The sequence below is a fragment of the Vibrio sp. MACH09 genome, from assembly GCF_033238805.1.
In the GTDB taxonomy this organism is placed as follows: Bacteria; Pseudomonadota; Gammaproteobacteria; order Enterobacterales; family Vibrionaceae; genus Vibrio.
Genome location: NZ_BSFZ01000001.1, coordinates 713,980 through 737,449 on the forward strand (window position 1 = coordinate 713,980; position 23,470 = coordinate 737,449).

General features: G+C 41.0%; 20 protein-coding genes and 1 other RNA gene. 10 read left to right on the forward strand and 11 right to left on the reverse strand.

Annotation, left to right across the window (positions count from 1 at the left end):
* Position 1 precedes the first annotated feature (1 nt).
* From CHJ_RS03265 to smpB, 5 genes are all read right to left on the reverse strand, one after another.
* Positions 2 to 1,912: an ATP-dependent helicase gene (locus CHJ_RS03265; RefSeq protein ID WP_317916866.1), complete on the reverse strand. Its 1,911-nt coding sequence runs from the start codon at positions 1,910 to 1,912 to the stop codon at positions 2 to 4.
* A 36-nt stretch (positions 1,913 to 1,948) separates the two neighbouring features.
* Entirely contained in the window at positions 1,949 to 3,895 is a 1,947-nt protein-coding gene (locus CHJ_RS03270) for an ATP-dependent nuclease (protein ID WP_317916867.1), read from the reverse strand.
* A 470-nt stretch (positions 3,896 to 4,365) separates the two neighbouring features.
* Complete coding sequence (locus CHJ_RS03275) at positions 4,366 to 5,607, reverse strand: integrase domain-containing protein (protein WP_317916868.1); 1,242 nt, start codon at positions 5,605 to 5,607, stop codon at positions 4,366 to 4,368.
* 183 nt (positions 5,608 to 5,790) lie between these two features.
* Positions 5,791 to 6,157, reverse strand: a transfer-messenger RNA (tmRNA) gene (gene ssrA / locus CHJ_RS03280).
* Between the two features lie 68 nt (positions 6,158 to 6,225).
* Positions 6,226 to 6,711 carry an SsrA-binding protein SmpB gene (gene smpB / locus CHJ_RS03285; RefSeq protein ID WP_171753068.1) on the reverse strand — a complete coding sequence of 162 codons (486 nt, stop codon included), beginning with the start codon at positions 6,709 to 6,711 and terminating at the stop codon, positions 6,226 to 6,228.
* Positions 6,712 to 6,822: 111 nt separating this feature from the next.
* Here smpB and CHJ_RS03290 point away from each other — a divergent pair, with 111 nt between their 5' ends.
* Together CHJ_RS03290 and CHJ_RS03295 are read left to right on the forward strand one after the other, a co-directional pair.
* Entirely contained in the window at positions 6,823 to 7,251 is a 429-nt protein-coding gene (locus tag CHJ_RS03290) for an SRPBCC family protein (protein WP_171753069.1), read from the forward strand.
* Positions 7,252 to 7,270: 19 nt separating this feature from the next.
* Entirely contained in the window at positions 7,271 to 7,582 is a 312-nt protein-coding gene (locus CHJ_RS03295; protein WP_171753070.1) for an RnfH family protein, read from the forward strand.
* A gap of 49 nt (positions 7,583 to 7,631) precedes the next feature.
* Here CHJ_RS03295 and bamE read toward each other — a convergent pair whose 3' ends face one another.
* The 5 genes from bamE to nadK all read right to left on the reverse strand — a co-directional run bounded on the left by bamE (position 7,632) and on the right by nadK (position 13,896).
* Positions 7,632 to 7,991, reverse strand: a complete 360-nt coding sequence (bamE, locus tag CHJ_RS03300; RefSeq protein WP_171753071.1) for an outer membrane protein assembly factor BamE — start codon at positions 7,989 to 7,991, stop codon at positions 7,632 to 7,634.
* 435 nt (positions 7,992 to 8,426) lie between these two features.
* Positions 8,427 to 9,686 carry an amino acid permease gene (locus tag CHJ_RS03305; RefSeq protein WP_253822077.1) on the reverse strand — a complete coding sequence of 420 codons (1,260 nt, stop codon included), beginning with the start codon at positions 9,684 to 9,686 and terminating at the stop codon, positions 8,427 to 8,429.
* Positions 9,687 to 10,665: 979 nt separating this feature from the next.
* On the reverse strand, positions 10,666 to 10,794 hold the full coding sequence (locus tag CHJ_RS03310; protein WP_317916869.1) for a hypothetical protein: 129 nt from the start codon (positions 10,792 to 10,794) through the stop codon (positions 10,666 to 10,668).
* Positions 10,795 to 11,141: 347 nt separating this feature from the next.
* Positions 11,142 to 12,803, reverse strand: coding sequence for a DNA repair protein RecN (gene recN, locus CHJ_RS03315; protein ID WP_317916870.1), 1,662 nt, complete (start codon positions 12,801 to 12,803; stop codon positions 11,142 to 11,144).
* Positions 12,804 to 13,011: 208 nt separating this feature from the next.
* The gene (gene nadK, locus CHJ_RS03320) at positions 13,012 to 13,896 is read right to left on the reverse strand and encodes an NAD(+) kinase (RefSeq protein ID WP_171753073.1); all 885 of its coding nucleotides are present in this window, start codon (positions 13,894 to 13,896) and stop codon (positions 13,012 to 13,014) included.
* 166 nt (positions 13,897 to 14,062) lie between these two features.
* Here nadK and grpE point away from each other — a divergent pair, with 166 nt between their 5' ends.
* The 8 genes from grpE (at position 14,063) to tadA (ending at position 21,284) form a co-directional block, all read left to right on the forward strand.
* Complete coding sequence (gene grpE / locus CHJ_RS03325; RefSeq protein ID WP_171753074.1) at positions 14,063 to 14,674, forward strand: nucleotide exchange factor GrpE; 612 nt, start codon at positions 14,063 to 14,065, stop codon at positions 14,672 to 14,674.
* Positions 14,675 to 14,905: 231 nt separating this feature from the next.
* A complete protein-coding gene (gene dnaK / locus CHJ_RS03330) occupies positions 14,906 to 16,831 on the forward strand; it encodes a molecular chaperone DnaK (protein WP_171753075.1) in 1,926 nt (641 codons plus the stop codon).
* Between the two features lie 186 nt (positions 16,832 to 17,017).
* Positions 17,018 to 18,160, forward strand: coding sequence for a molecular chaperone DnaJ (gene dnaJ, locus CHJ_RS03335; RefSeq protein ID WP_317916871.1), 1,143 nt, complete (start codon positions 17,018 to 17,020; stop codon positions 18,158 to 18,160).
* Positions 18,161 to 18,382: 222 nt separating this feature from the next.
* On the forward strand, positions 18,383 to 18,892 hold the full coding sequence (locus tag CHJ_RS03340) for a Tfp pilus assembly protein FimT/FimU (protein WP_317916872.1): 510 nt from the start codon (positions 18,383 to 18,385) through the stop codon (positions 18,890 to 18,892).
* The gene (locus CHJ_RS03345) at positions 18,873 to 19,460 is read left to right on the forward strand and encodes a PilW family protein (protein ID WP_171753078.1); all 588 of its coding nucleotides are present in this window, start codon (positions 18,873 to 18,875) and stop codon (positions 19,458 to 19,460) included. The genes CHJ_RS03340 and CHJ_RS03345 overlap by 20 nt, the downstream gene beginning before the upstream one ends.
* Position 19,461: 1 nt before the next feature.
* Positions 19,462 to 19,851 (forward strand): hypothetical protein, encoded by a 390-nt coding sequence (locus tag CHJ_RS03350; protein ID WP_317916873.1) that lies wholly within the window; start codon positions 19,462 to 19,464, stop codon positions 19,849 to 19,851.
* Positions 19,841 to 20,293, forward strand: coding sequence for a hypothetical protein (locus CHJ_RS03355; RefSeq protein ID WP_317916874.1), 453 nt, complete (start codon positions 19,841 to 19,843; stop codon positions 20,291 to 20,293). Before CHJ_RS03350 ends, CHJ_RS03355 begins: the two co-directional genes overlap by 11 nt.
* 481 nt (positions 20,294 to 20,774) lie before the next feature.
* Positions 20,775 to 21,284, forward strand: a complete 510-nt coding sequence (gene tadA, locus CHJ_RS03360; protein ID WP_171753081.1) for a tRNA adenosine(34) deaminase TadA — start codon at positions 20,775 to 20,777, stop codon at positions 21,282 to 21,284.
* A gap of 344 nt (positions 21,285 to 21,628) precedes the next feature.
* On the opposite strand, the gene mltF is transcribed toward tadA, so the two are convergent.
* Positions 21,629 to 23,233: a membrane-bound lytic murein transglycosylase MltF gene (gene mltF / locus CHJ_RS03365; protein WP_317918073.1), complete on the reverse strand. Its 1,605-nt coding sequence runs from the start codon at positions 23,231 to 23,233 to the stop codon at positions 21,629 to 21,631.
* Positions 23,234 to 23,470 lie beyond the last annotated feature (237 nt).

Genomic DNA, 23,470 nt, shown 5'->3' on the forward strand with positions numbered 1-23,470 from the left:
CTTAAATTATCAAGGACTGATCGATAACTTTAACTGAGGTGGTACGAATTTCAGCTTGTATTTCTTGGACTCCAGCATCTTTCAATAACTGGAATAATTCTGATATTGAATTAGCTTGACCACGACTAGCACAGTGTGAAAATAATGCTCTTTGCTTTGCTCGGGACAGCGCTACGAAGAAAACACACAAACCCTCATCACGATTTTTTGAGAATGACCACCATGCACTATCATCAAAGCCGGCAAAAACGACAGTATCAAACTCTAAGCCTTTACTTTTATGGATAGTCATAATGTGAACATGATTCTCTTTATCAAATTCTTCAATAAGTTCATTCCAACTACCACTGTTATCAAAGCTAAGTGCGTAATGCTCTCTTAAACTATCGTATACATTGATAATACGATCCTTGTCCCCTAAATACGAAGTGCTTTGGGATATCTTATCTAACTCGAAAAATTTAATGATAAGATTAAAAACATCAATTATTGATTCCTCATCATAACTGCTCTTCATTTTTATTCTAAGAACTTCCAAAAGGTCGCCAAATTTATTTTCCATTTTCTTGCGAGTCTTATGGTCATGTTCATTTATATTCCAAATCAATTCCAATTGCTCAGATACAAGAGCCCAAACTTTTGGCAATCTACGCGTCAAACCGAGATGCAAAATATTTGAAAACAGAACAACAAACTCTTCTGATAAGAGCTCTTGTAAGGATAATGTCCCTCTCTTTTCATCGGCATTACACAATTTCAAACCGTATTCAGAAAAAATACCAATAAATTCGTCATTGTAGTTTGTAGCCTTTTGTTTAACTAAAATGGCATAGTCTTTGGGTGCCAAGTCTCGTTTTTTTAGATCAGAACTAATAAAATCGGCTAGGTACCTAATTTCATGTTCTGTTGTTGTTGTATTGCAAATCCAACATGACTCTCCAGCGATTCTATTTTGAGCTTGGGACTTTACTTTACGAGTTTGATGGTCAATGACATGACTAATATGGTGTTGTATTTTAACAAGTTCCGGGCTAGAGCGATGATTACAAATCAACTCATACTGCTTTGCACTAAAATCACCTTTAAACTGTGTAAACACGTCTGTTTTTGCTCCAGCCCACCCCATAATACGTTGCTTAAAATCACCTACCGCGGTTATTTGTGTTGTTTTGGAATCGAAAGCTGAGTTCAAAAAGTCATATTGGCCATAAGTAGTATCTTGAAACTCATCGATAAAAACTACTGGATAAGTAGCTTTAAGAGCTCTCGCTACATTCTTGTTGCTTCTAATGATGAACTCGGCCAACCTATTAATAACCATAAAACTCAGAAGAGAGTTATCTTTATGATGTATTTGATTTCCAATCCAATCATTATAAAAATAGTTATACGTATTAGGTGTAATGTCAAAACCTAGTTTAAATTTACCAATAAAACTCGATTCAAATTGAAACAGATCTTGTCTCAAGAATCTAGCGGCCTCACCTATACCAGAGTCTGATGAAGAGTATTTATTATATGTTTCAGTTATAAAACTACTAAAAACACTTTTGTCCGGAAAGAATATTTCATAATCCTTATTAGGTCTAAGATAACTTGGTAATGCTAAACGAAAGCGATCTAGAATATTTTTTGTAAAAGCATCAAATGTCATCGATACAAAACGGTTACTTAATTCTCTAGGGCAACGTGCTTTAACTCTATTCTCTAAGTTTTTAGCTGCATCTGCTTTGAAGGAAATTGCCAAAATTTTTTGATTTGGAGGGCATATTCCGGTTTCAAGTAAATAAACCGCTTTCTGCGCTAAAAATTCCGTTTTTCCAGCACCAGGACCCGCTATTAAACATACGGACATCTGATCTCTAAGAGCTGACCAAGCACTTGCTTCGAGCTCATCTATACCTTTTGGCAACCAATTTTCGGGAGTACAAAATCTCATCATATAAGCCTAAACAAGGTATCTATTGACACAACGGACCAGATCTTTTAATTCTTCAGGAGCACTATCTGACAACGTTTTATTATCTATTTTGTTTAAGACTTGGATATGTGTGCTTGGCTTACCACGTCCAAGAAAAAGGTAACGATACCAACGTAAACTATCTAGTTCGTCGTCGTCATACCAATCATGATAACCATCATCGCCTAATACGGCTTTCTTTGGCTCTCCTCTATTTGAGGGGCCAGTTGAGTTGTCATCTAGAGATTTCTTATATACATCAGGAAATGCTTTAAACATTGAGTAGTCAATATCTAGTGGGGCTGAAAAGAATACGTTTTTTCTTTGTAAGCATTTAATCCATTGAGATAAATCCTCAAGCTTATCTAAGTTAGTTGAATCAAGGTAAGCTAGGCTATCCTCATAACCGTTTGGTCCGGTAGGATTTTGAAATAATTGATCAGGGGCTGTGCCAAACTCAATTAAGTTTTTAATAGCATTCTTTATCCTACCTTTGCCACCTCCATGCCTCCCCCAGTCAAGGTCAAGTAAAGTAGCATGTGGAATATCTAAATCATTAAGTAGACGCCAAAAATGATTAACATGGCGACCCCCTAGAGGAACCATAGCAACAAACGAGCGATCTATTTCAAGATCCATAGCTTTTGACAATCGAGGGAGAATAACTTCTTCTGAAGCACCTTCACCTAAAATAACAAATTTGGCAAAGTATAACTCAGGGTAAGCTTTTACTGCTTGTTGGACGTATTTAGCCTCGTCCGTTTCATCATTAGGCAGTGAGAGTGGATTAACTTTGGATACTGATTGCTGAAGTCGAAAGTGCCGTACTTGAGCCGGTTCAATTCGGGATAATATGCTAGAGGAATGACTAGATAAAATTGCTTGGGAGCGAGTGTTTTTCGTTAGTTCTAAGACTTGTTCAACTATTCGGGATAAGTAAAAAGGAGCAAGGTTATTTTCAGGCTCTTCGATAGCCAAAATAGTTAAGCTAGCTAAGTTCATATTCTCAATATTAAACTCTGCAGGCTCCATATTTATAAGTTGAGATTCAATATCTAGAGTCGCAGAGGTCATTGCGATGTGAAACAGAGAACTTTGTCCATCACTTAATTCTGCGATACTACGGTCTCTACCATCTTCTGTTGGATGGAGTAACACTTCAACTTTACGAACAAATTCTTCAAAACGCATGTCCACTGGTTGAAATTTTGGAGATGAGTCTGTTCCTCCAGAGTAAAGCTCTGTCCAGCGACTAGTTAAGCACTTTTTTACGGTATCTATTGCTTTTTCGTTATCAAAAGAAGTGTTCAATTCCTGTGCTTTGGTGGCAAAACTATCTTTCACACTTTCCGACCAATTAATCGCTTTCCATAATCGACTTTTAAGGAAGTTTGCAACTTGTATATTGGCACTGCGAATTGCTGGAATATAAATTAGCTGTATACGTGAACGATCTGAACCTTTTACATTTTTATAGTCGTCGTCTTGGAGATTTTCATCAAATGTAGTAACTGCTCTGAATTGGCTAGTTATGTACCCATCACTCGTAGAGTCATCTTCCCATTCAGCATCCAATCTAAATCGACATTTAAGCTTACCATCCTCATCTGCAATGCACATCTGGGAAAAAAAATCGGGTACCGCTGAGTGATCGCCATCTTCATCATCTAGCTCTGGAAATGCAATAATGGCTTCGATTGTAAACTGCCTTTCCTTGACTGGTTCAGATTCGTTAAACGGAATATGGAAGTCTTGGCGGCGAATTTGTCGTTGTTCACCTGATACACCAAATAATCGTTGAAGGGCTAACATCACTACAGTCTTGCCCGTACCATTTGCGCCTATCAGAGTAATCAAATCATCCCTCAAATAGGTACTCTGGCCTTGTTCATCAAAGCTACGGAAGTTCTTAATTATTAGCTCTTCTATATGCATAGTGTTCTCAGTTACCGATATACAACTAAAAGCATAATTGTAATAGATGGTAAACCATAAAACTATATATTAAACAGGGAATTGTATGATAGTTGATCTTAACCAATATGTTCAATAATAGCTGTTTATCATGGCAAGTAGTTTTAATTTGAATTACGTACTTATTTTTCGACTACTTCCATGTTCTTCATGACAAATTAAATAAATAATCAATGACAAATGATTGTGAGTGACAATGCGAACAGACAAAATATGAACTGTACAAAGGATATTAGTTGAACAGACTTACCTTACAAGGTTAATGCTTCGAATGTTAATTAAGGAAGGTGATTAACTTGATTTTGTCCAGAAACAAGCCTGTGGAAACATAAATGTTATTGATAAACGGTTCAGGTTAACTAACTATCTGAGATATATTGTGATAGATAAAGTACGGGAAGCTACATGGCTAGCTTCTCGTACTTATTATTTTACCCGACTAGCTTTAACCCTTTCTTCCCGGCCAATGATACATTCCCTTCAGCCGCGGCAGTAATATGCTCACTCCACCAGCTCATCATTGGACGTCTGCGCTCGATGTAGTCAGTGCGATTGTATGCGCTTCTTACTTGGTTCTTATCTACATGAGCTAGTGCCGCTTCAACTTCATCAGGATCAAACCCTTGTTCATTGAGCGTTGTACTGGCGAGGGATCTCAAACCGTGGCTCACTAGTCGGTTCTCAAATCCCATTCGTTTCAAAGCCATATTAGCAGTTTGGCTGTTACAAGGTTTCTTAGGATCTCTATCTGAAGGGAACAGAAAATCTCGATGACCGCTAATTGGTTTAAGTTCTTCTAATAATGCAATAGTTTGCTCAGTTAGAGGTACTTTGTGCTCTTTTCTTTTTTTCATCCTTTCCGCTGGGACAATCCAAAGTTTGTTTTCTAAGTCGATTTCTTCCCATTTAGCACCTGCTGCCTCGGCAGGCCTACTCATCGTGTGTAGTTGCCACTCAATTAAAAAACGAGTCACTTTCTTAATAGACGCATTAGCAATAGCATTCATCAGTTCTGGTAGCTCATTGGGGTTCAGAGCTGCCATATTTTTTTTCTTCGGTTTTCTAAATCCAGAATAGATTTTATCAATAGGGTTATAGGTGAGCTTACCGACGTTAACGGCATGTACCATTATCTCGTTTAAGCGTTGGCATAAGCGTTTCACTGTCTCAAGACTACCCTTAGCCTCTAAGGGTTTTAATTTCTTGATAACGGTTTGAGCATCAATCTTAGAAATAGGGTAGTTGCCTAAATCAGGAAATATGTGTAGTTCCAAAGAACGCCAGATATCATCAGCATAGTTTGGCGTGACACTTTCTTTTTTTCTTTCAAACCACTCTTTAGCCAAATTGAGTAATGTGTCTTCTAACTCTTTTTGCATTTCAGAAAGTTTTGAGTTTCGGGCTTCTTTTGGATCTATGCCATCAGCAACAAGCTCCCTTGCTTCTATTGTCTTTTTACGGGCATTAGCGAGAGATAACTCAGGGAAGGCACCTAAACCCATATTGATGCGTTTTTTAGTAATAGGGTGGCGGTAGTTGAAGTTCCATAACCGAGAGCCATTTGTCCTAACTCGTAGCTGTAAACCGTCACCGTCTGAAAGAACATAATCCTTCTCTTTAGGCTTTGCGTTGGTAATCGCTTTACTTGTTAGTCTAGTTGCTCTGGTTCCCATTGGGTCAACTCCTCAAATAAATGGTATTCCAAATACTAGCATTTATTGCTTGGAATACCACTTGGAATACAAAAGAGTATGGAAGGTAGAGAACGCTACGGACGCTAATGGATTGTAACTTATTGATTTTAATGAATTTCAGGCAAGAAAAAAGACGCCCTAGGACGTCTTTAAACTTATGATTGGTGGAGCTGGCGGGAGTTGAACCCGCGTCCGAAAATCATTCATCATTGGTACTACATGCTTAGTCGATCTTTACATTCACCAAATACCTGCGAACCGACACGCTAGTAGATGACTATCCTGAATTAAATTTCGAACTTCATCTCTCAGGCGGGAGAATCCGATCTAGCTAGTTTGGGTTTGATCCCCTGTTATTCCCCGTCTTACAAGCGGAAGCTAGGGCAGGAGAGCTCTCAGCAGGTTATTAAGCTGCTAGTGCGTAGTTTTCGTCGTTTGCGACTATTTTTTTGCGGCTTTTTACGTGGCCAACCGCCCCACGGCATGCACCTCAGACTGCAAAATTCCCGTCGAATCCTGGATCAGCCCCAAGTGGTTAACGAGCATAGTAACAGAAAACCTTTAAGAGTCTAGCTTTGCTCGTCTAAGTGCTTAAGATTAACGCAAATTACTCTTCATAATCCGCGCTTTATCTCTAGCCCAATCTTTTTCTTTCATGTCAGTTCGTTTGTCGTGAAGTTTTTTACCCTTCGCAACACCAACTTTAATTTTTACCCAAGAGCGAGACCAGTAGAGTGCCAAGGCGGCTAATGTCATGCCTTCTCTATTGATTCGTCCAAATAGGTTGTCTAGTTCACGTCGAGACATTAATAGTTTGCGAACGCGAGTGGGGTTAGCAACAACGTGAGTCGATGCCTGATTAAGCGGGGTAATCGTCATGCCACTGATATAGGCTTCGCCGTCACGCATAAAGACATAGCTCTCTGCGATATTAACTTTGCCTTGGCGTAGTGATTTTACTTCCCAGCCCTGAAGCTCAAGCCCCGCTTCTATTTCATCATCGATAAAATATTCGTGGCGAACTTTTTTATTTAGCACAATAGTATTACTAGTTGCTTTGGATTTTGATTTTTTCTTTGCCATAATGGCGTCATTATACGGATAGTCCCTTGCTTGGGAAATCCTTATTTTGTATATCTACCTTGATAAGTCAGAAAAAGTTGCCAAAAGCAGCATTAAGAAACGAGAAAGTGTATGCCACAAGTTAGACGTTCAGCGTTAGTTTCCTTTAGCGCAGAGCAAATGTATAAGTTAGTGAACGATGTTGACCGTTATCCCGAGTTCTTACCCGGTTGTTCTGGAGCCAAGGTACTTGAGGCGAGTGACTCTGCTATGGTGGCGTCTGTTGATGTCTCTAAAGCGGGTATTAGCAAAACTTTTACCACTTCAAACAGTTTGCAAAAGAGCAACGCTATTTTGATGGAGTTGGTCGACGGCCCATTTAAATCACTCAAGGGTGGCTGGTATTTTACCGAGTTGGATGAGTCTGCCTGCAAAGTAGAGTTAAAGTTGGATTTTGAATTTTCTAGCAAGTTGATTGAAATGGCGTTCGGTAAAATTTTTAATGAGTTAACCAGCAATATGGTCAACGCATTTACTCAACGTGCCAAGCAAGTGTACTAATGAAAAGTAGGGATTTTTTATGAACAGTGACTCTAGCATGATCCACGTTGAGGTGGTTTATGCGTTGCCAAATGAGCAGCGAGTTCTCACCCAAACGATCGATAAATCGTTGACGGTTGAACAGATCATCGTTCAGTCGGGGGTGTTGGAGATGTACCCAGAGATAGATCTCAGCAGCAATAAGGTGGGAGTATTTAGCCGAAACGTTAAGTTAGACGCAACGGTGCAGGATAATGACCGCATAGAGATTTATCGTCCGCTACTGGCTGATCCGAAAGAGATTCGTCGTAAACGGGCTGAGCAAGCAAAGCAAGCGGCGAGCAAAAAATAAAAAAGGCTCTTAATAGAGCCTTTCTTGAAACTGGAATATGGAATACTCGTTAGTTGATACTTTCGTAAAACCCGTCACCTTCTGGGTAGTCTCCCGTTAGGTTTAGCAAGCTACCTTGGTTATTAAAGTTTACCACTAGGTTCTTTTGTACAGGATCTGAGTGCCCTTTGGTTTGGTGGAAAATGTAGTACCACGTATCAGGGTAGCCATTTTCAATCAACATAGGCGATCCTAAAACATAACGGACTTGTTCTTTCGTCATGCCAAACTTCAGTCTGTCGATGGATTCCTGCTCGATATAGTTACCCTGATTAATATCTATTCTGTAAACAAGTTTTTCTAAAAGGGAACAGCCCGTAAGCATTGTCAATGCTAGAGGAACCGCAACTAACCACTTCTTAAATTGCATAGTCGGTAAATCTTAATGTAGTAAATTGATAAAACAAAACTCGGCTGATAATAAACAAGCTTGACCAAGAAGTAAAAGGTGCTGTTAAACAGACGTAGATTAAGACCACAATATTTGAGATTTGTTGCAAAAATAATTAAAAGAGTCGCGATTGAGGCAGAAAAGGGAGCATTTTGGCTTTTAATCATGTTGTGAGTTTTATCTGCTGTGCAGCACTATGACATTGATATTGGTGGAATCCGTAATGTGACTGACCCTAACAAGTTGATTGTTTGAGGGCTTCGTTACTCTCTGTTGAGGCTTTGTAGACACGATTATACTCATGACAGTCTCAATTTTGTTTACTTATAAAATAGAACCCCACTAAAAAGTGGGGTGTCTTAGTCATTACAAATCAGTAAGTAACGAGTTGATTGTATTGTGTTTTGGTGTTGATTATACAAATGCCAAAATAGGAGAAATACACAATAGAATACCTGTCACAATGATCAGGTTAGTTGCCATTCCTTTATATTTGTGTAGGTGTGGCACTTTATAAACAAGATAAGCAGGGATCAGGCAGCCTACCAGTCCAAACACAGGGCTACAGATAGATGTGAATGAAAGGATTGGTGCGTTGATTGCGATTGCGCCCCATGCCAGCAGGATAATAAATACAGTCACTAGCTTGCTGATTAGCTGAGAGTCAATTTGAGATTCATCGTATTTGCGCAGTAACATGTTCATGGCTAAACCTGTACAAGCTTCTTTGAAAGCAAGGAATACACCAAAGAAAGAAGTAACAACGGCGAAGATATTGATGACAATACCTGCGATAGTCGCCCAGCTTCCAGGGAAATATTGAGCAACGATAGCCAGTGCTGAAATGTTCTGGTTCATCGCTTCAGCAGCTTGTTCCTGACTAATAGCAAAGGTAAATGACACGGCAAAAAAGAACACGATGACGAACAGAATTGCGAATGCAATTTTCATCGCACGGCTTGCTTTGTATCTTGCAACTTCAATCGACTTTTCATGAGAGCGGTACGAGATCACCATAGGGCTCAGAGACTGAATAAATAGAATTGAAGTTAGTGTAAACGGCAGTGTAATGATGGCATTTTTGATCATCGGTCCCATGTCACCAATCGCAGGGATGTTATTCATGTCCCACTTAGCAATCAATAGCACACCCATGATAGCAACCAAAGAAAGCACTGTTACCGCCATAAATCCAGACAGTTTAAACAGTAACTTCTCACCTTTAGAGCCAATGAAGGATAGCAAACAGATAAGACCTAGGCCGTAAAACACGTTGTCGCTCAGTTTACCTTCTGTCACTCCGAAAGAATGCAAGTAGGAAGCACTGTCGTTAGTTACCGCTAATGAGTAAACAAGCACCCAAATAACCAACATGACAAAATAAAGAGCACCAAGAACCATGCCCCAGTTTTTACCTAGATAGCCAGTGATCACCCCTGGGTAGTCGGTACACTCTTTTGATTCTGCCAGTGTATTGATGAACAATTTTTGAAATAGGTACATTGCTGGGTAGCCAATAATGGAAGAGAGAAGAAAAACCCAGAGACCCATAACACCTACTTGCACTGGCAAAAATACAATGCCAGCACCAATCGCCATGCCGATGCTCATTACTATCCAACCAATATCCACACTGTCGAATTTTACTGCTTCTTTCCACTCCTGAATGGACATATTGGCTTTTTCATGTGGTGCCATAGCACCTTGCAAATTAATGTCTTCAATAGCTTGTGTCATTATATGTCTCCGCTTGAATTTAAAATAACGCTATATGGTTTGTTTTTTAAGCTGTGATGTTCAGCTGATGGCGACAGGTTACGTGAAATATAGGAGAAAAAAATTTCATTCCACCCCTAAAATATACGAATAAGAGAATTTAAATCTCCATTTAATTTGCGAGCATAAAATGATTTCTTTGGTTTGATTGTGATCAAGTTAAGTAATTATTTAGTAATGATTAAACATGATGTTGATATCATTTTCTCATTTTAAATTTCTCTGTTTGAAATTCTAAACTGTTGACTTTGATCACGAAACAAAAAAGTAATGAGAAATTAGGTCAAATTGTAGTTTTGAATGTTACGTTCTGAGTCTGTCTGCTGTTTTGCTTAGTAGAATTATAAAGTATTAGAGGTGGTGTATAGAAGGGTTCTGTTAACTTATTGTAAATAAAGAGATTGCTCTGTTTTGTTAAATGTGAAAGGGGAATGGGATTTTGATTTAATGTTTATTTATTGTTGGGTGCATTTAGCTCTATTTGTCTTAAATTAACTTAATGTCTATTGTGCTGTGTCCTGTTAAATTTATTGTAATTAAGGGTTAACGACTTTAACGTTTGGTTGTTATTTGTTCGAAATGGTTTCTCGCTATTTTTATAATAACAGGAGGTTGGGGTTAATATTGGTTGATGGTTGGATTCTATAAGTAGAAATTATAAGTAGGAATTTGGTGCAATAAACGAAGTTAACAAGTAAAACGGTCCTGAGGTGTAAAAGTGTTACATTTAAGTTTGGCGAAAATAAAATTAAGCATCAGTTGGTTTTATGCCACAGTTAACGATTTACTTCGGTGTTTGAGTCGCAAGTTGTTATATTGAATAAGGGCATAACCAGAGTTTTTGTTAAAAAGAAAATCGCTTAATCTCTCCTGCATTTTATTTATCACCTCTGAGCTGCTGCATTGTAATAGTACAGGCAAGAGCAGTTGGCTCTGTACGGTCGAATGAAGGAACTTGGCCTCCATTTATCAAGTGGGTAAACCCACCTTCAAGTATCGTGTTCATTACTATCCCGTCAATTTTTAACTGGCAAAAACTAGCTAGAAAGCTCAGCCCGATTCAGTAATAAGGCGAGCCAGTTTGATAACAAGTTAACGAGCACACTATACGAGTTTTTAAGGAGATATATTTTTCCTTATTTGCTTTGATTTTACTGATATAGAGAAAATTATTCTCCCAAGTGAGTGACTTGTTGCATTATCGATGACTAGCTCTAGAAATGTTACAGGCTGCAAATAGACAAATTAGAAGGATATTTGGGGCTTTTTTAGAATAGCAATGAGTTTAAAAGTAAAGTTCCACTGCACTCTAAGGGAGCAGAAGTATTTGCTCCCTTAGTTAAAATATAAGGATTATGCCGCAAGCAGCTCTTTGGCGTTAGCAAGGGTTGAGTCAGTGATTTGGCTACCACCTAATAACCTTGCCAGTTCAGAGACTCTCTGCTCTTGGTTAAGTTTGTGCATTTGTGTTTCGGTTTTGCCGGCTTTGGTCTGCTTGGCGACAAACAGTTGTTGGTGACCACAGCCCGCCACTTGGGGGAGGTGGGTAACACACAAAACTTGTGTCGACTCACCTAATGTTCTTAGCATTTTGCCCACTACTGCGGCTGTTGGACCACTGATCCCTACATCGACTTCATCAAATATAAGGCTCGGGGTATCTACTTTCTGAGCGGTGATAACTTGTATCGCTAACGATATGCGAGAAAGCTCGCCGCCTGACGCCACTTTTGCGATGGCTTGTAAAGGTTGCCCCGGGTTGGTTGATACCAAGAAGGTAATTTGGTCTACGCCTAGAGGTGAGGCATGGCTGCTGTCGCTGTTGATATCAATATGGAATTTGGCTTTTTCCATACTGAGTTCGTGCATGCTCTTACTGATCAACTTATCCAGCTCTTTGGCATAACGCTTGCGAGACTTACTGAGTTTTTCAGCGCTGGTTAAAAAAGTCTGTTTTAGCGTGCTGACTTCTTGCTCCATTGCTTGCAGTTTCTCGTCTGAACAATCTAGCGCTTCAATTTGTTGTAAAAGCTCTTGATGATGTTGATACAGATCTTCAGCCATGACGTGATGTTTGCGAGAAATCGACATGACTTTAGAAAAGCGATCTTCTACCCATGCCATACGCTCAGGGTTCATCTCTATGCCATCTACGTAGCTTCTAAGTTCGCTACTGGCTTCTTCTACCTGAATAATCGCTTCATCAAGCATGCTCGGCAGTGTCGCTAATTTGCTGTCTAGTTCCGCAAGCTGTGTTAGTGACTGGCTTGCAGATTGAAGCATCGCTAGCGCGTTTGTCTCTTCCCCTTCATAAAGTACATCAATGGCTTGTTGGCAATTGCTGGCAAGTTCACCACTATTGGCCAACCGTTTATGTTCTTGCTCTAGTTCGGAGAACTCTGTTTCTGTTAACGCGAGCTCATTAAGCTCTTTAATTTGGTACTGTAAAAGCTGTTTTTGCGCTTGGTTTTCTTGGCTATTTTGTAGCAGCTCTTTTAACTTATTCTTACATTGTCGCCATGCCTGATAATCGTGACGTACTTTTTCTAGTAGGTTTAGGTGTCCGGCATATTGATCCAGCATGGAGAGCTGATGGTCACTTTTCATTAACTGATGATGAGCGTGCTGGCCGTGAATATTAATCAGCCGTTGCCCTAGTGATTTTAATTGAGAGAGAGGAACAGGGCTGCCATTGATGTAAGCGCGAGAACGACCATCTTTGGTGATCAGACGACGTAGTATGCAATCATTGCCGTCAAGCAGTTCATTATCTTCTAGCCAGCGTGTAGCGTGAGTATTGTTATCTAACTGGAAGGTGGCACATACTTCGGTTTTATCTTCACCTTGGCGAACCATTCCTGTTTCTGCACGACCACCAAGGCATAAGCCAAGGGCATCAATGGCAATAGATTTACCTGCGCCAGTCTCACCGGTAATGGTGGTCATTCCTGCAGAAAGCTCAAGTTGTAGGGATTTTACAATGGCAAAGTTATTAACGCTTATGTCAGCCAGCATGTTGGATACCTGTGCAAATAATCAATACTGTATACTTGAACAGTATATACTGATTTTTTATACAGTAAAGTTGTTAGACTGTTTTTTTTATGAGCAACTTCTCATTCTCTAGTTTAGCGACAAATGCTAACCGTGCGCTCTTGCATTGGGTTGCAAGAGCTCAGGTTTTGACTCATAAATTCATTACTAATTTATTGGCAGGGGCGATTTAAAAAAGCTTGCTTGACCAGCCTAGCTTATTTCTAAGTACATGATAGTAACTGTATTCTTCAGGGTGTATCAGTTTTAAAACGTTGTTGCTTTTAAAAATATTCACCTCGTCATGAGAGGAAACAGGCAGAGAAACTTGCCCATCGCAGCTTACTTCTAATGTGCCGCGATTGTTTGGCGATACCACCAACTTGATGCGCTTGTTACCATCAACCACTAACGGTCTGCTGGATAAGGTGTGTGGGAACATCGGCACAATAGAGATGGCGTTTAAGCTTGGGGACAATATAGGCCCGCCACCAGAGAGAGAGTAAGCGGTAGAGCCTGTAGGAGTAGAGATAATCAGCCCGTCTGAACGCTGAGAGAAAGCAAAAGTGTCATCTATGTACACTTCAAACTCGATCATGTGCGCTATTTTTCCTGGATGCAGCACAACTTCGTTTAATGCTGAGTTATGACTTTTACGCTCTCCATGACGGTATACTTCCGACTCAAGCAAAAATCGCTCTTCTTCTGTGTAATGCCCTTCTAATACACTTTTGAGTATGAGTTTAAAGTCTTCAGGGTTTAAGTCGGTTAAAAAGCCAAGATTGCCACGGTTAATACCAATTACAGAAACATCAAAGCGAGACAGCACTCTTGCTGCTCCTAGCATATTTCCATCACCCCCAACCACAATGGCGAGGTCGGCTTTTTCGCCTATGGTTAACAAATTGGTAAAGTGCTCGCTCGGAATATCCTCAAGAATATCGGCCAATCTATCGTCGATTAAGGCGCTATACCCTTCGGCAATCAGCCAGTGGAACAATTCTTTGTGAGTTTGTACGGCTTTATGATCTCGGGGTTTACCAATTATTCCGATGACTTTAAAGGGCTTTTTCATGCAGATAATCCAAATACAGAGTAAAGGTAGCGGTTAACGCTTGAATCATTAATATCAATCCCCATAATAAAGGCAACTAAATCTAATACGCGAGTTTTATTTTTGATTTAGGTCAGACAACAGCGAAACTTGCGTAGAAAATTGAATTTCTAAGTTTGGAGATATCATGAGCAACGACGAAAAAAAGATGAATGAAGAAGAGCTACAACAGCAAAACGCAGAGCAAGCGACAGAAGCAGATGTAGAAGCAGTAGGTACAGACGGTGATATCGACTGGAACGAAGAGTCAGTACAAGATGAACAAGAAGCAAAAATCGCTCAATTAGAAGCTGCATTGCTTCAAAGCGAAGCAAAAGTGAAAGATCAGCAAGACTCTGTATTACGCGCAAAAGCCGAAATGGAAAACATGCGTCGTCGTACTGAGCAAGAGATCGATAAAGCGCGTAAGTACGCTTTAAATAAATTTGCTGAAGAATTACTGCCAGTTATTGATAACCTAGAACGTGCTATCCAAGCAGCTGATGCAGAAAATGAAGCAGTTAAACCGGTTCTTGAAGGGGTAGAGCTTACTCATAAAACCTTTATCGATACGGTTGCTAAGTTTGGTCTAAAAGAGATTAACCCTGAAGGGGAAACTTTTAACCCTGAGCTTCACCAAGCTATGTCTATTCAAGAGAGTGAAGACCATGAAGCTAACACAGTCATCTTTGTTATGCAGAAGGGCTATGAGTTAAACGGTCGCGTTGTTCGTCCTGCAATGGTTATGGTTGCAAAATAGTTTCGTCATCTCAGATAAAAGCTGCTTTCGGGCAGCTTTTTTTTGTCTATCAGAAAAATTAATTAGAAAAAAATCACTTCTTTTTTGTGTTTTCCCTTGAAAACCCATTCACAGCCCTTATCTAAGGGGCATAGAAGTAATAAACATATTGTGTGTAGGGTTGAAACCTTACACATTGCCCCCACATAGGGGGTATAGAAAATGAATAATTGAATTCTTGGAGATAGCCTGATGGGTAAAATCATTGGTATTGATTTAGGTACTACCAACTCTTGTGTTGCTGTTTTAGATGGCGATGCACCACGCGTAATTGAAAATGCTGAAGGTGAGCGCACCACGGCATCTGTCATTGCTTATACTGATGGCGAAACTTTGGTTGGTCAACCTGCCAAGCGTCAAGCTGTAACAAACCCACAAAACACGGTATACGCAATTAAGCGTCTTATCGGCCGTCGTTTTGAAGATGAAGAAGTTCAGCGTGATATTAAAATCATGCCATTTAGCATTGTTAAAGCTGACAATGGTGATGCTTGGGTTGAAGCGCAAGGCCAAAAAATGGCTGCACCTCAAATCTCTGCTGAAGTTCTTAAGAAAATGAAGAAAACAGCAGAAGATTTCTTAGGCGAAGAAGTAACAGGCGCGGTTATTACTGTTCCTGCATACTTTAACGATGCTCAGCGTCAAGCAACAAAAGATGCTGGCCGTATCGCGGGTCTAGAAGTTAAGCGTATCATCAACGAACCAACAGCGGCTGCTTTGGCTTACGGCCTAGACAAAAAAGGCGGCGACCGCACTATCGCTGTTTATGACCTTGGTGGCGGTACATTTGATATCTCAATCATCGAGATTGATGAAGTTGAAGGCGAGAAAACATTCGAAGTATTAGCAACCAATGGTGACACTCACCTAGGTGGTGAAGACTTTGATAACCGCATGATCAACTACTTGGTTGATGAGTTCAAAAATGAGCAAGGTATCGATCTTAAAAACGATCCACTAGCAATGCAACGTGTGAAAGAAGCTGCTGAAAAAGCGAAGATTGAGCTTTCTTCTGCACAACAAACGGATGTAAACCTACCGTATGTTACTGCTGATGCTACTGGTCCTAAGCACATGAACATTAAAGTGACTCGTGCCAAACTTGAGTCGCTAGTTGAAGATTTAGTTCAACGTTCTCTTGAGCCTCTAAAAGTGGCTCTAGCAGATGCTGACCTATCTGTTGGTGACATCGATGATGTTATCTTGGTTGGTGGTCAAACACGTATGCCAATGGTTCAGTCTAAAGTTGCTGAGTTCTTTGGTAAAGATGCACGTCGTGATGTAAACCCTGATGAAGCCGTTGCTATGGGTGCAGCAGTTCAAGGTGGTGTACTTGCGGGTGATGTGAAAGACGTTCTTCTACTAGACGTTACGCCTCTGTCTCTAGGTATTGAGACAATGGGTGGTGTAATGACTAAGTTGGTAGAGAAAAACACCACTATCCCAACGAAAGCGAACCAAACTTTCTCAACAGCTGAAGATAACCAAAACGCGGTAACTATCCACGTTCTTCAAGGTGAGCGTAAGCAAGCAATGTACAACAAATCTCTAGGTCAATTTAACCTAGAAGGTATTCAAGCTGCGCCACGTGGTATGCCTCAAATCGAAGTAACTTTCGACCTTGATGCTGATGGTATCCTGCACGTATCTGCTAAAGATAAATCAACAGGTAAAGAGCAGAAAATCACTATCCAAGCGTCTGGTGGCCTAAGTGATGATGATATCGAGAAAATGGTACAAGAAGCAGAAGCGAACAAAGAAGCTGATAAGAAGTTCGAAGAGCTAGTAACAACTCGTAACCAAGCTGACCAAATGATTCACGGCACTCGTAAGCAAATTGAAGAAGCAGGTGATGCTCTTCCAGCTGAAGAGAAAGAGAAAATTGAAACAGCTATCAAAGAGCTAGAAGAAGTGAAAAATGGCGATGACAAAGAAGCCATTGACGCGAAAGTTCAAGCGCTAATGACAGCCGCTCAAAAGCTGATGGAAATTGCACAGCAACAAGCTCAAGCACAACAAGCGCAAGGTGGTGCTGAAGCGGGTCAAGAACAAGCTGCTCCAGAAGAAGATGTTGTTGACGCTGAGTTCGAAGAAGTGAAAGAAGACGACAAAAAGTAATTGACTGCTTTTAGTTAGTTTTTATTCAAATGAGTTGCGGGCGTCGGAGTTTTCTCTTTCGCCCGCAAATTTGTAATTAGTGAGTCAATCTAGATAAAGCGTTTGGTAACAGAACCGTTATCTAGATTGATACAACAAACCAAGTAACACAAGGTTATTTGGGGCAAGAAATTGGTAATTTAAAAAATGTCAAAACGTGATTTTTACGAAGTATTAGGCGTTGGTCGTGATGCCTCTGAGCGAGATATCAAAAAAGCGTATAAGCGCCTTGCGATGAAACACCACCCGGATCGCAACCAGGGTGATGAGAGCTCGGCTGAGCAGTTTAAAGAAGTAAAAGAAGCGTATGAAATATTAACCGATCCGCAAAAGAAAGCGGCGTATGATCAATATGGTCATGCTGCGTTTGAACAAGGCGGAATGGGTGGCGGCGGCTTCGGCAGTGGTAGTGCCGATTTCGGTGACATTTTTGGGGATGTATTTGGCGACATCTTTGGCGGTGGTCGTCGTGGCGGTGGCCAGTCTCGTGCTCAGCGTGGTGCGGATCTTCGTTACAATATGGAACTCTCTCTTGAAGATGCCGTTCGTGGTTGTGAAAAAGAGATTGAAGTACCAACATTAGTTGGCTGTGAAGTGTGTGATGGTTCTGGCGCGAAAAAAGGCTCAAGTGCACAAACTTGTGGAACCTGTCATGGTCACGGGCAAGTACAGATGCGTCAAGGCTTCTTCGCGGTTCAACAAACGTGTCCAACTTGTAATGGTAAAGGCAAGATCATTAAAGACCCATGTGACTCGTGTCATGGTCAAGGCCGTAAGCAGAAGACGAAAACCCTTAATGTTAAAATACCAGCCGGTGTTGATACTGGTGACCGTATTCGTCTATCTGGCGAAGGCGAAGCAGGAGAGCATGGCGCACCAGCGGGTGATCTTTATGTTCAGGTTCATGTTAATGAACACCATATCTTTGAGCGTGATGGCAACAACTTATATTGCGAAGTGCCGGTGAGCTTTGCTCAAGCCGCACTGGGTGGTGAAGTTGAAGTTCCAACGTTAGATGGCCGTGTTAATTTGAAAGTGCCTACAGAAACCCAAACAGGTCGTATGTTCCGTATGCGTGGTAAGGGTGTGAAGGGCGTTCGTGGTGGCGGTGTTGGTGACTTAATTGTGAAACTGGTTATTGAAACCCCAGTTAAATTAAGTTCTCGCCAAAAAGAACTGTTGCGCGAGTTTGAAGAAACCTGTGGTGGAGAAGCGGCGAATAAGCACAATCCTAAATCTGAAGGTTTTTTCAATGGTGTGAAAAAGTTCTTTGATGACCTAACCAGTTAATTGGCATCCGCCATTTAATTCATCTGATTTTCTAAGCCAGCGTTACGCTGGCTTTTTGTTTTCTTCTCATCTGTTTTTCGATCTATATCTGGTTATTTCGGTTTCTATTGCGTTTAGAAATAACGAATATTGGATCTGTTTCCAATCCCGATCGCTTGTTCCTGCAACTTCCTCTGTTGTTTATTAAGATTCGTTTGTGCCGGTAGTCAGTGGAGTGACGAGATGCGTAAAGGATTTACCCTTCTAGAGCTGGTGATTACTTTATCTGTGATTGCTGTTTTACTCTATTCTGCCATGCCAAGTTGGGATCAGTTTGTAGAACGTTTTCGGCTACGGTCTACAGCGAGCCAGCTGCAGGGTGTATTTGTTGTTGCGAAAAGGGAAGCGATTACAAGAAATGAGGATATTTGGTTACATATCTCTGTCCATCCCCTAGCCGGAGAGTATCAATGGAACATCACACTCAGCACTCATCAAGAGGAAACTAAAAGCACAGAGTCAGAGTCCAGCGGTGCCATTGCTGTTTATGAAGGTAAGGCCGTGTTTATCTCTTCAAACCGCAGTGTGGTTAAGCTGCTTGGTAAAAATGGAAAGTTTTCCGCTGCGGGCCATATCGAGTTTAGTCAGAATAGATCCAAGCAGCCCTCCTTTAAACTGATCTACCATCATATAACCGGAAGGGTTCGTGTCTGCTCGGTAAACGGGAGTTACTATGGCTACAGCTCCTGCTAAGTTTCGTCGTCAAAGCGGCCTTACTCTTATGGAAGTGCTGCTAGCCTCAGTTCTAGGACTCACTCTGCTTTCACTTGCGGTTAACATTATGCTATCGACTCAAAGAGTTGTGTCACGAGATGCAAATCGTCTTTATTTACAGCAAAGTAGCCGCGATATATTGCGTTTTTTGTCCGACGACATAAGAAGGGCGGGTTATAATCCGCTGCAAGATGCGCCGTTAAAGCTTCTCTCAGCCTCAAGCGTGATTGAAATAGAGCCGTCATCGATAAGCTACGTCTATAAAAAACCGCTGGGCTACGCTTACACCGCGATAAAATATGATAGTAAGCGGCAACGCTTACTTCTCTGCTCTTCAACAGAGCAACAACGTCCAGTGGTTAATAGCTGTCGCTATTTTTACTCGCTTTTTGACGAAAATAGAATTGAAGTGCATCAGTTTCAGGTCGAGAGAAAGCGTTTATATTCTAATATGTCGACCTCATTGCTAAGTATTACTTTAACGGTCGCGCTTGTTTCTGACTCTCTTCCTCTCTCCATGACGATAACTGTTTTCTCAAGGAGTTGAGATGTCTACTCAAGCTGGTGCAGTGGTACTTTTGGTGGTTAGCGTACTTATGAGCGTGGCACTGTTGATTTCGGTTTCTCACTCCCAATTGGTCTATTTGCAGGTTAAACAGGGAATGAATGAAGTGGCGGAACGGCAAAACTACTGGCTGGCGGAAGCTGGATTAGAGTGTGCCTATCTGCAAGTTAGTCATACTTTTCCTCTGCAACACCCTTTGGACAATTGTGGTGTAACGCCTGCTGCTAGCGTAACAATATCCCCTATATCAAAGACGGTTTATCGTATCAACAGCCACTACAAGACGGTGAGTCTTAATCGGGATTTCTACTTTTCAATAGAGGATGAGCCGGACAGTCTCAAATGGCTACAAGGAAGTTGGTATGAAGAGTAAAGCTAATCGTGCAAAGCAGAGCTGGGGGTTTAGCTTATTAGAAGTAATGGTGGCATCTTTAATTATAACCAGTGCAAGCATCGCGCTATTTCCCTTGCAGGTATCTTTGCTAAACAGTGCTGATGATGCGCTAACTCGTCAATATGCCTTATTTGCGTTAGAGAATCAGCTGGAAAAATTTATGAGCTACTCGAAAAGCGAAGGTGATAAAGAGGCCGGTTTTGCGCTACTACAAGCTGGGAGTCGCTCGGTAGGGAAGGCAATCGACATTCGCTGGCAAGTCACTCCTATACGAGTTAATTCGCAAGGTGATGCCGGGCTTAAGAGTGAAAAGAATAAGCAGAGTGAAATAGCAGGGAAACGAGTAGTGATATCTGCAAAATGGCATGACAAGCGAAGAAAAGTACAAACGATTCAGCTACAAACCGTGATCGCCAAGTGACCGTTATGGCACAGGGGTAAATATAGCGGTTAAATGGCTCTGCTAACAGAGAACATAACCTTAGCATTAATAAATATTAATTTGTTATAACTGCCATTCTAAATGCCTACATCGGCCAGTATTATTGCTTCCGTACCTTTTTGCTGAGGGTACAAATGAACTTGTTTAGTAGTAATAATAATTTAGTAAAGTGATACTCATTTGGTGATATAACTCCTCAATATCACCATTTTTTTTGTCCAAAATTCCCTTTCAAGATTATCTGACGCAGAGATGGGCGTGTTGATGTGCTGCCAAAGGGCGAGTTTTATTGGCTGTTGCTCTGTGTTATTGATTCTTGCCGTAGAATGACGATGCCTTCAAATCAGTGCCTTGATCGGCCGCCAATAAATTCTCGTTGAATAAGCACCTTGAGGTCACTTGAGTATATAATATCGAGCAGAATGAGTAATAAGCATGTTTTGATATAGGGTAATTGCTAGTGAGCGACGACATCGCCAATACGTTTTCAGAAAAAGATCATTATTTTATGCAGAGAGCAATCGAGCTGGCGTCGATGGCTGAGCAGCAAGGCGAAGTGCCGGTAGGTGCGTTGCTGGTAAAAGATGATGAAATTATCGCAGAAGGGTGGAATCGCTCTATCGGCTGTCATGACGCGACCGCTCACGCTGAAATTGAAGTGCTACGTAAAGCAGGACAGGTGTTGCAAAACTATCGTCTGTTGGATACTACGTTATATGTCACCTTGGAGCCGTGTCCTATGTGCGCGGGAGCCTTACTGCACAGCAGGGTGAAACGTATAGTATTTGGTGCACCCGATTTAAAAGCAGGCGCCGCAGGTACGGTATTGAATCTGTTTGAACATCAAGCTGCGTATCATTACGCCGATGTTGAGTCGGGACTGTTGCAGCAACAGTGTAAATCTCAGCTGCAAGCATTTTTTAAACGAAGAAGAAAAGAGAAGAAGGCGGCGAAACAGTCTTTAACATAAAGTTAGTCACGCTTTATTTACGGTAGAAATAGTTGCCAATGACGACTCTGTAAGCAGCAACAGACGTCACAACTCATCGATAATTAATAACGGGTCAATCAGAGAGACTATTCTGAAAAAGTTTCGCTCTGAACAAAGGCTCTGTGACGCCAGATAATTTTCTTTTTGTTATTTGCTAACATTCGTTTACGGCGATTTGCCGATGCGACTTTGTTACTCAACTTATTTTGTTGTCTCTTGGAAAACATAGATTTCTCGCTATTATAATTTAGTATTCGTTTGCCTATAAAGTATAGGTGAATATTATTACTAAAGTGTGAAACCATCTGTGACAACCAAGATTGTTACTCTGTTTTTTTACTGTCGCTCTGTTCTGGTTGCTTTGGTGGTTCGCTTTCTTTCTGCTTATCTGTTTTCTGCTTTTCATCAGACGGTGAAGAAACATCAGCTGATGGTATTTTGTCTTGCCCTTTTTCTGGTGGGCCTATAATTTCCCCATTTTCATCCAGCGGTATATCGATAACTTGTAAGCCGTTAATGTCTATTTCAGAGTTAAGTGCTTCTTGCTGCTCGACATGCCCAATGATTGACTGGTAGTAGCGGCGAATGTTCTCTACATAGTTTCTCGCTTCATCTCCACGAGCATAACCGTAGCGAGTGGTGCTGTAGTATTTACGCTTTTTAAGAAGTGGTAAGCGGTCTTTAACGTCACCCCATGCGTCCGGATTGCCATTCTGTCGTTTTGTTAAACGTCGCGCATCCATCATATGGCCGTAGCCAATGTTATATGATGCGAGAGCAAACCAGATTTTCTCATGTGCAGGAATGGAGTCTGGCACTCTATCAACGATTCTGCGTAAGTAGTCAACGCCACCACGAATGGACTGTTCTGGATCTAGACGATTTTTCACTCCAACAGATTTAGCGGTCGGTAAGGTCAACATCATCATGCCGCGAACCCCTGTAGGTGAGACGGCATTTGGGTTCCAGTGTGATTCTTGGTAAGAGAGTGCTGCGATCAGTCTCCAATCAAACTCTTGTGAGTACTTTTTAAATAGTGGCTCCCATTCTGGCAGTTTACTGTCCAGAGCACGAATAAAGGCGCGAGTATCGACATAATCAAAGCTGTCTACGTGACCAAAGTATTTTTCTTCTAGGGTAGCAAGCTCGCCAGATTGATTAATGCTGCCAAAATACTCAATTATTAGAGCGTATAGGCTTTCATCATCCCCTTTACGCATATACCAAGATATAGGCTGATCTTCTGTTAGCTCGTAAGCAACCGCAATATCAGGATACAGACGCTGAGTCAGAGATAACTCAACCGAATCGGCAACCGTAAATGAGAGCTCACCAGTCGATACTTTTTTGAGTAGATCTTTAACATCAGAGTTAGCGTCTACAGAGAAAGTGAGTTCTGGCATTTCTTGCTGGAGATTTTCTAGCGTTGGTACAAAGTGAGAGTCCGCTACCACCACAAGTTGATCATTTCCCTCTTGCAGTTTCTCGATCAGTTTTTTGTTGTTTCTTGGCCGCCAACTATTTTTTTTGTAGGCAACTTGTTGGCTAACATAGTAGTAGGCGGGAGTGGCACGATAGCGATTTATTCGATTGGAGGTTTGGCTTAGCCCAGCAGCCACGATATCTATTTCATCATTATCTAATGCGGGAAATAGCCCAGAGAAACGATAGACGGGTTTCATCTCTAGTTTTACCCCTAAATCATTAGCAAATTTTTGTGCTAACTCATAATCCAATCCTGTTGGGCCATCTGGGCCAATGTAGTAAGAGAGTTGATTGTTTAAGGTACCAACTCGTAATACACCTCTTTCGCGTACTTTATCGAGTTCACTCTTAGGATTGGAATCGATCTGACAGCCGGAAATGAGTGCAACCAGAGAGAGCAGCAACAGGACTTTTGCTTTAGGTGGAAAGGCAATACTTAACATTAAATAGTGGATTCTCATTAGTTTACTAAGCTCTTTATATCAGAGCGCAGGCGAGGGGCAAAGAATCATTAAAGAAAACAGTGATTATTTTCTGATTTATCTATGAATGGTCATGAAATTGAAAAAATGACGCAAACGGTTGCCTTTTGTGTTACGTCACAAAACAATTTCATCTATAATACGCCGGAACCAATAGGTAGCATTGGTGTGAATTTACGTAGTTTTCTAGTTAACTGT

Coding starts and splice junctions, on each gene's coding strand:
- CHJ_RS03270 (WP_317916867.1), bottom strand. CDS start 3,895: ATGCATATAGAAGAGCTAATAATTAAGAACTTCCGTAGCTTTGATGAA.
- CHJ_RS03275 (WP_317916868.1), bottom strand. CDS start 5,607: ATGGGAACCAGAGCAACTAGACTAACAAGTAAAGCGATTACCAACGCA.
- smpB (WP_171753068.1), bottom strand. CDS start 6,711: ATGGCAAAGAAAAAATCAAAATCCAAAGCAACTAGTAATACTATTGTG.
- CHJ_RS03290 (WP_171753069.1), top strand. CDS start 6,823: ATGCCACAAGTTAGACGTTCAGCGTTAGTTTCCTTTAGCGCAGAGCAA.
- CHJ_RS03295 (WP_171753070.1), top strand. CDS start 7,271: ATGAACAGTGACTCTAGCATGATCCACGTTGAGGTGGTTTATGCGTTG.
- bamE (WP_171753071.1), bottom strand. CDS start 7,991: ATGCAATTTAAGAAGTGGTTAGTTGCGGTTCCTCTAGCATTGACAATG.
- CHJ_RS03305 (WP_253822077.1), bottom strand. CDS start 9,686: ATGTCCATTCAGGAGTGGAAAGAAGCAGTAAAATTCGACAGTGTGGAT.
- CHJ_RS03310 (WP_317916869.1), bottom strand. CDS start 10,794: ATGAACACGATACTTGAAGGTGGGTTTACCCACTTGATAAATGGAGGC.
- recN (WP_317916870.1), bottom strand. CDS start 12,803: ATGCTGGCTGACATAAGCGTTAATAACTTTGCCATTGTAAAATCCCTA.
- nadK (WP_171753073.1), bottom strand. CDS start 13,896: ATGAAAAAGCCCTTTAAAGTCATCGGAATAATTGGTAAACCCCGAGAT.
- grpE (WP_171753074.1), top strand. CDS start 14,063: ATGAGCAACGACGAAAAAAAGATGAATGAAGAAGAGCTACAACAGCAA.
- dnaK (WP_171753075.1), top strand. CDS start 14,906: ATGGGTAAAATCATTGGTATTGATTTAGGTACTACCAACTCTTGTGTT.
- dnaJ (WP_317916871.1), top strand. CDS start 17,018: ATGTCAAAACGTGATTTTTACGAAGTATTAGGCGTTGGTCGTGATGCC.
- CHJ_RS03340 (WP_317916872.1), top strand. CDS start 18,383: ATGCGTAAAGGATTTACCCTTCTAGAGCTGGTGATTACTTTATCTGTG.
- CHJ_RS03345 (WP_171753078.1), top strand. CDS start 18,873: ATGGCTACAGCTCCTGCTAAGTTTCGTCGTCAAAGCGGCCTTACTCTT.
- CHJ_RS03350 (WP_317916873.1), top strand. CDS start 19,462: ATGTCTACTCAAGCTGGTGCAGTGGTACTTTTGGTGGTTAGCGTACTT.
- CHJ_RS03355 (WP_317916874.1), top strand. CDS start 19,841: ATGAAGAGTAAAGCTAATCGTGCAAAGCAGAGCTGGGGGTTTAGCTTA.
- mltF (WP_317918073.1), bottom strand. CDS start 23,233: ATGTTAAGTATTGCCTTTCCACCTAAAGCAAAAGTCCTGTTGCTGCTC.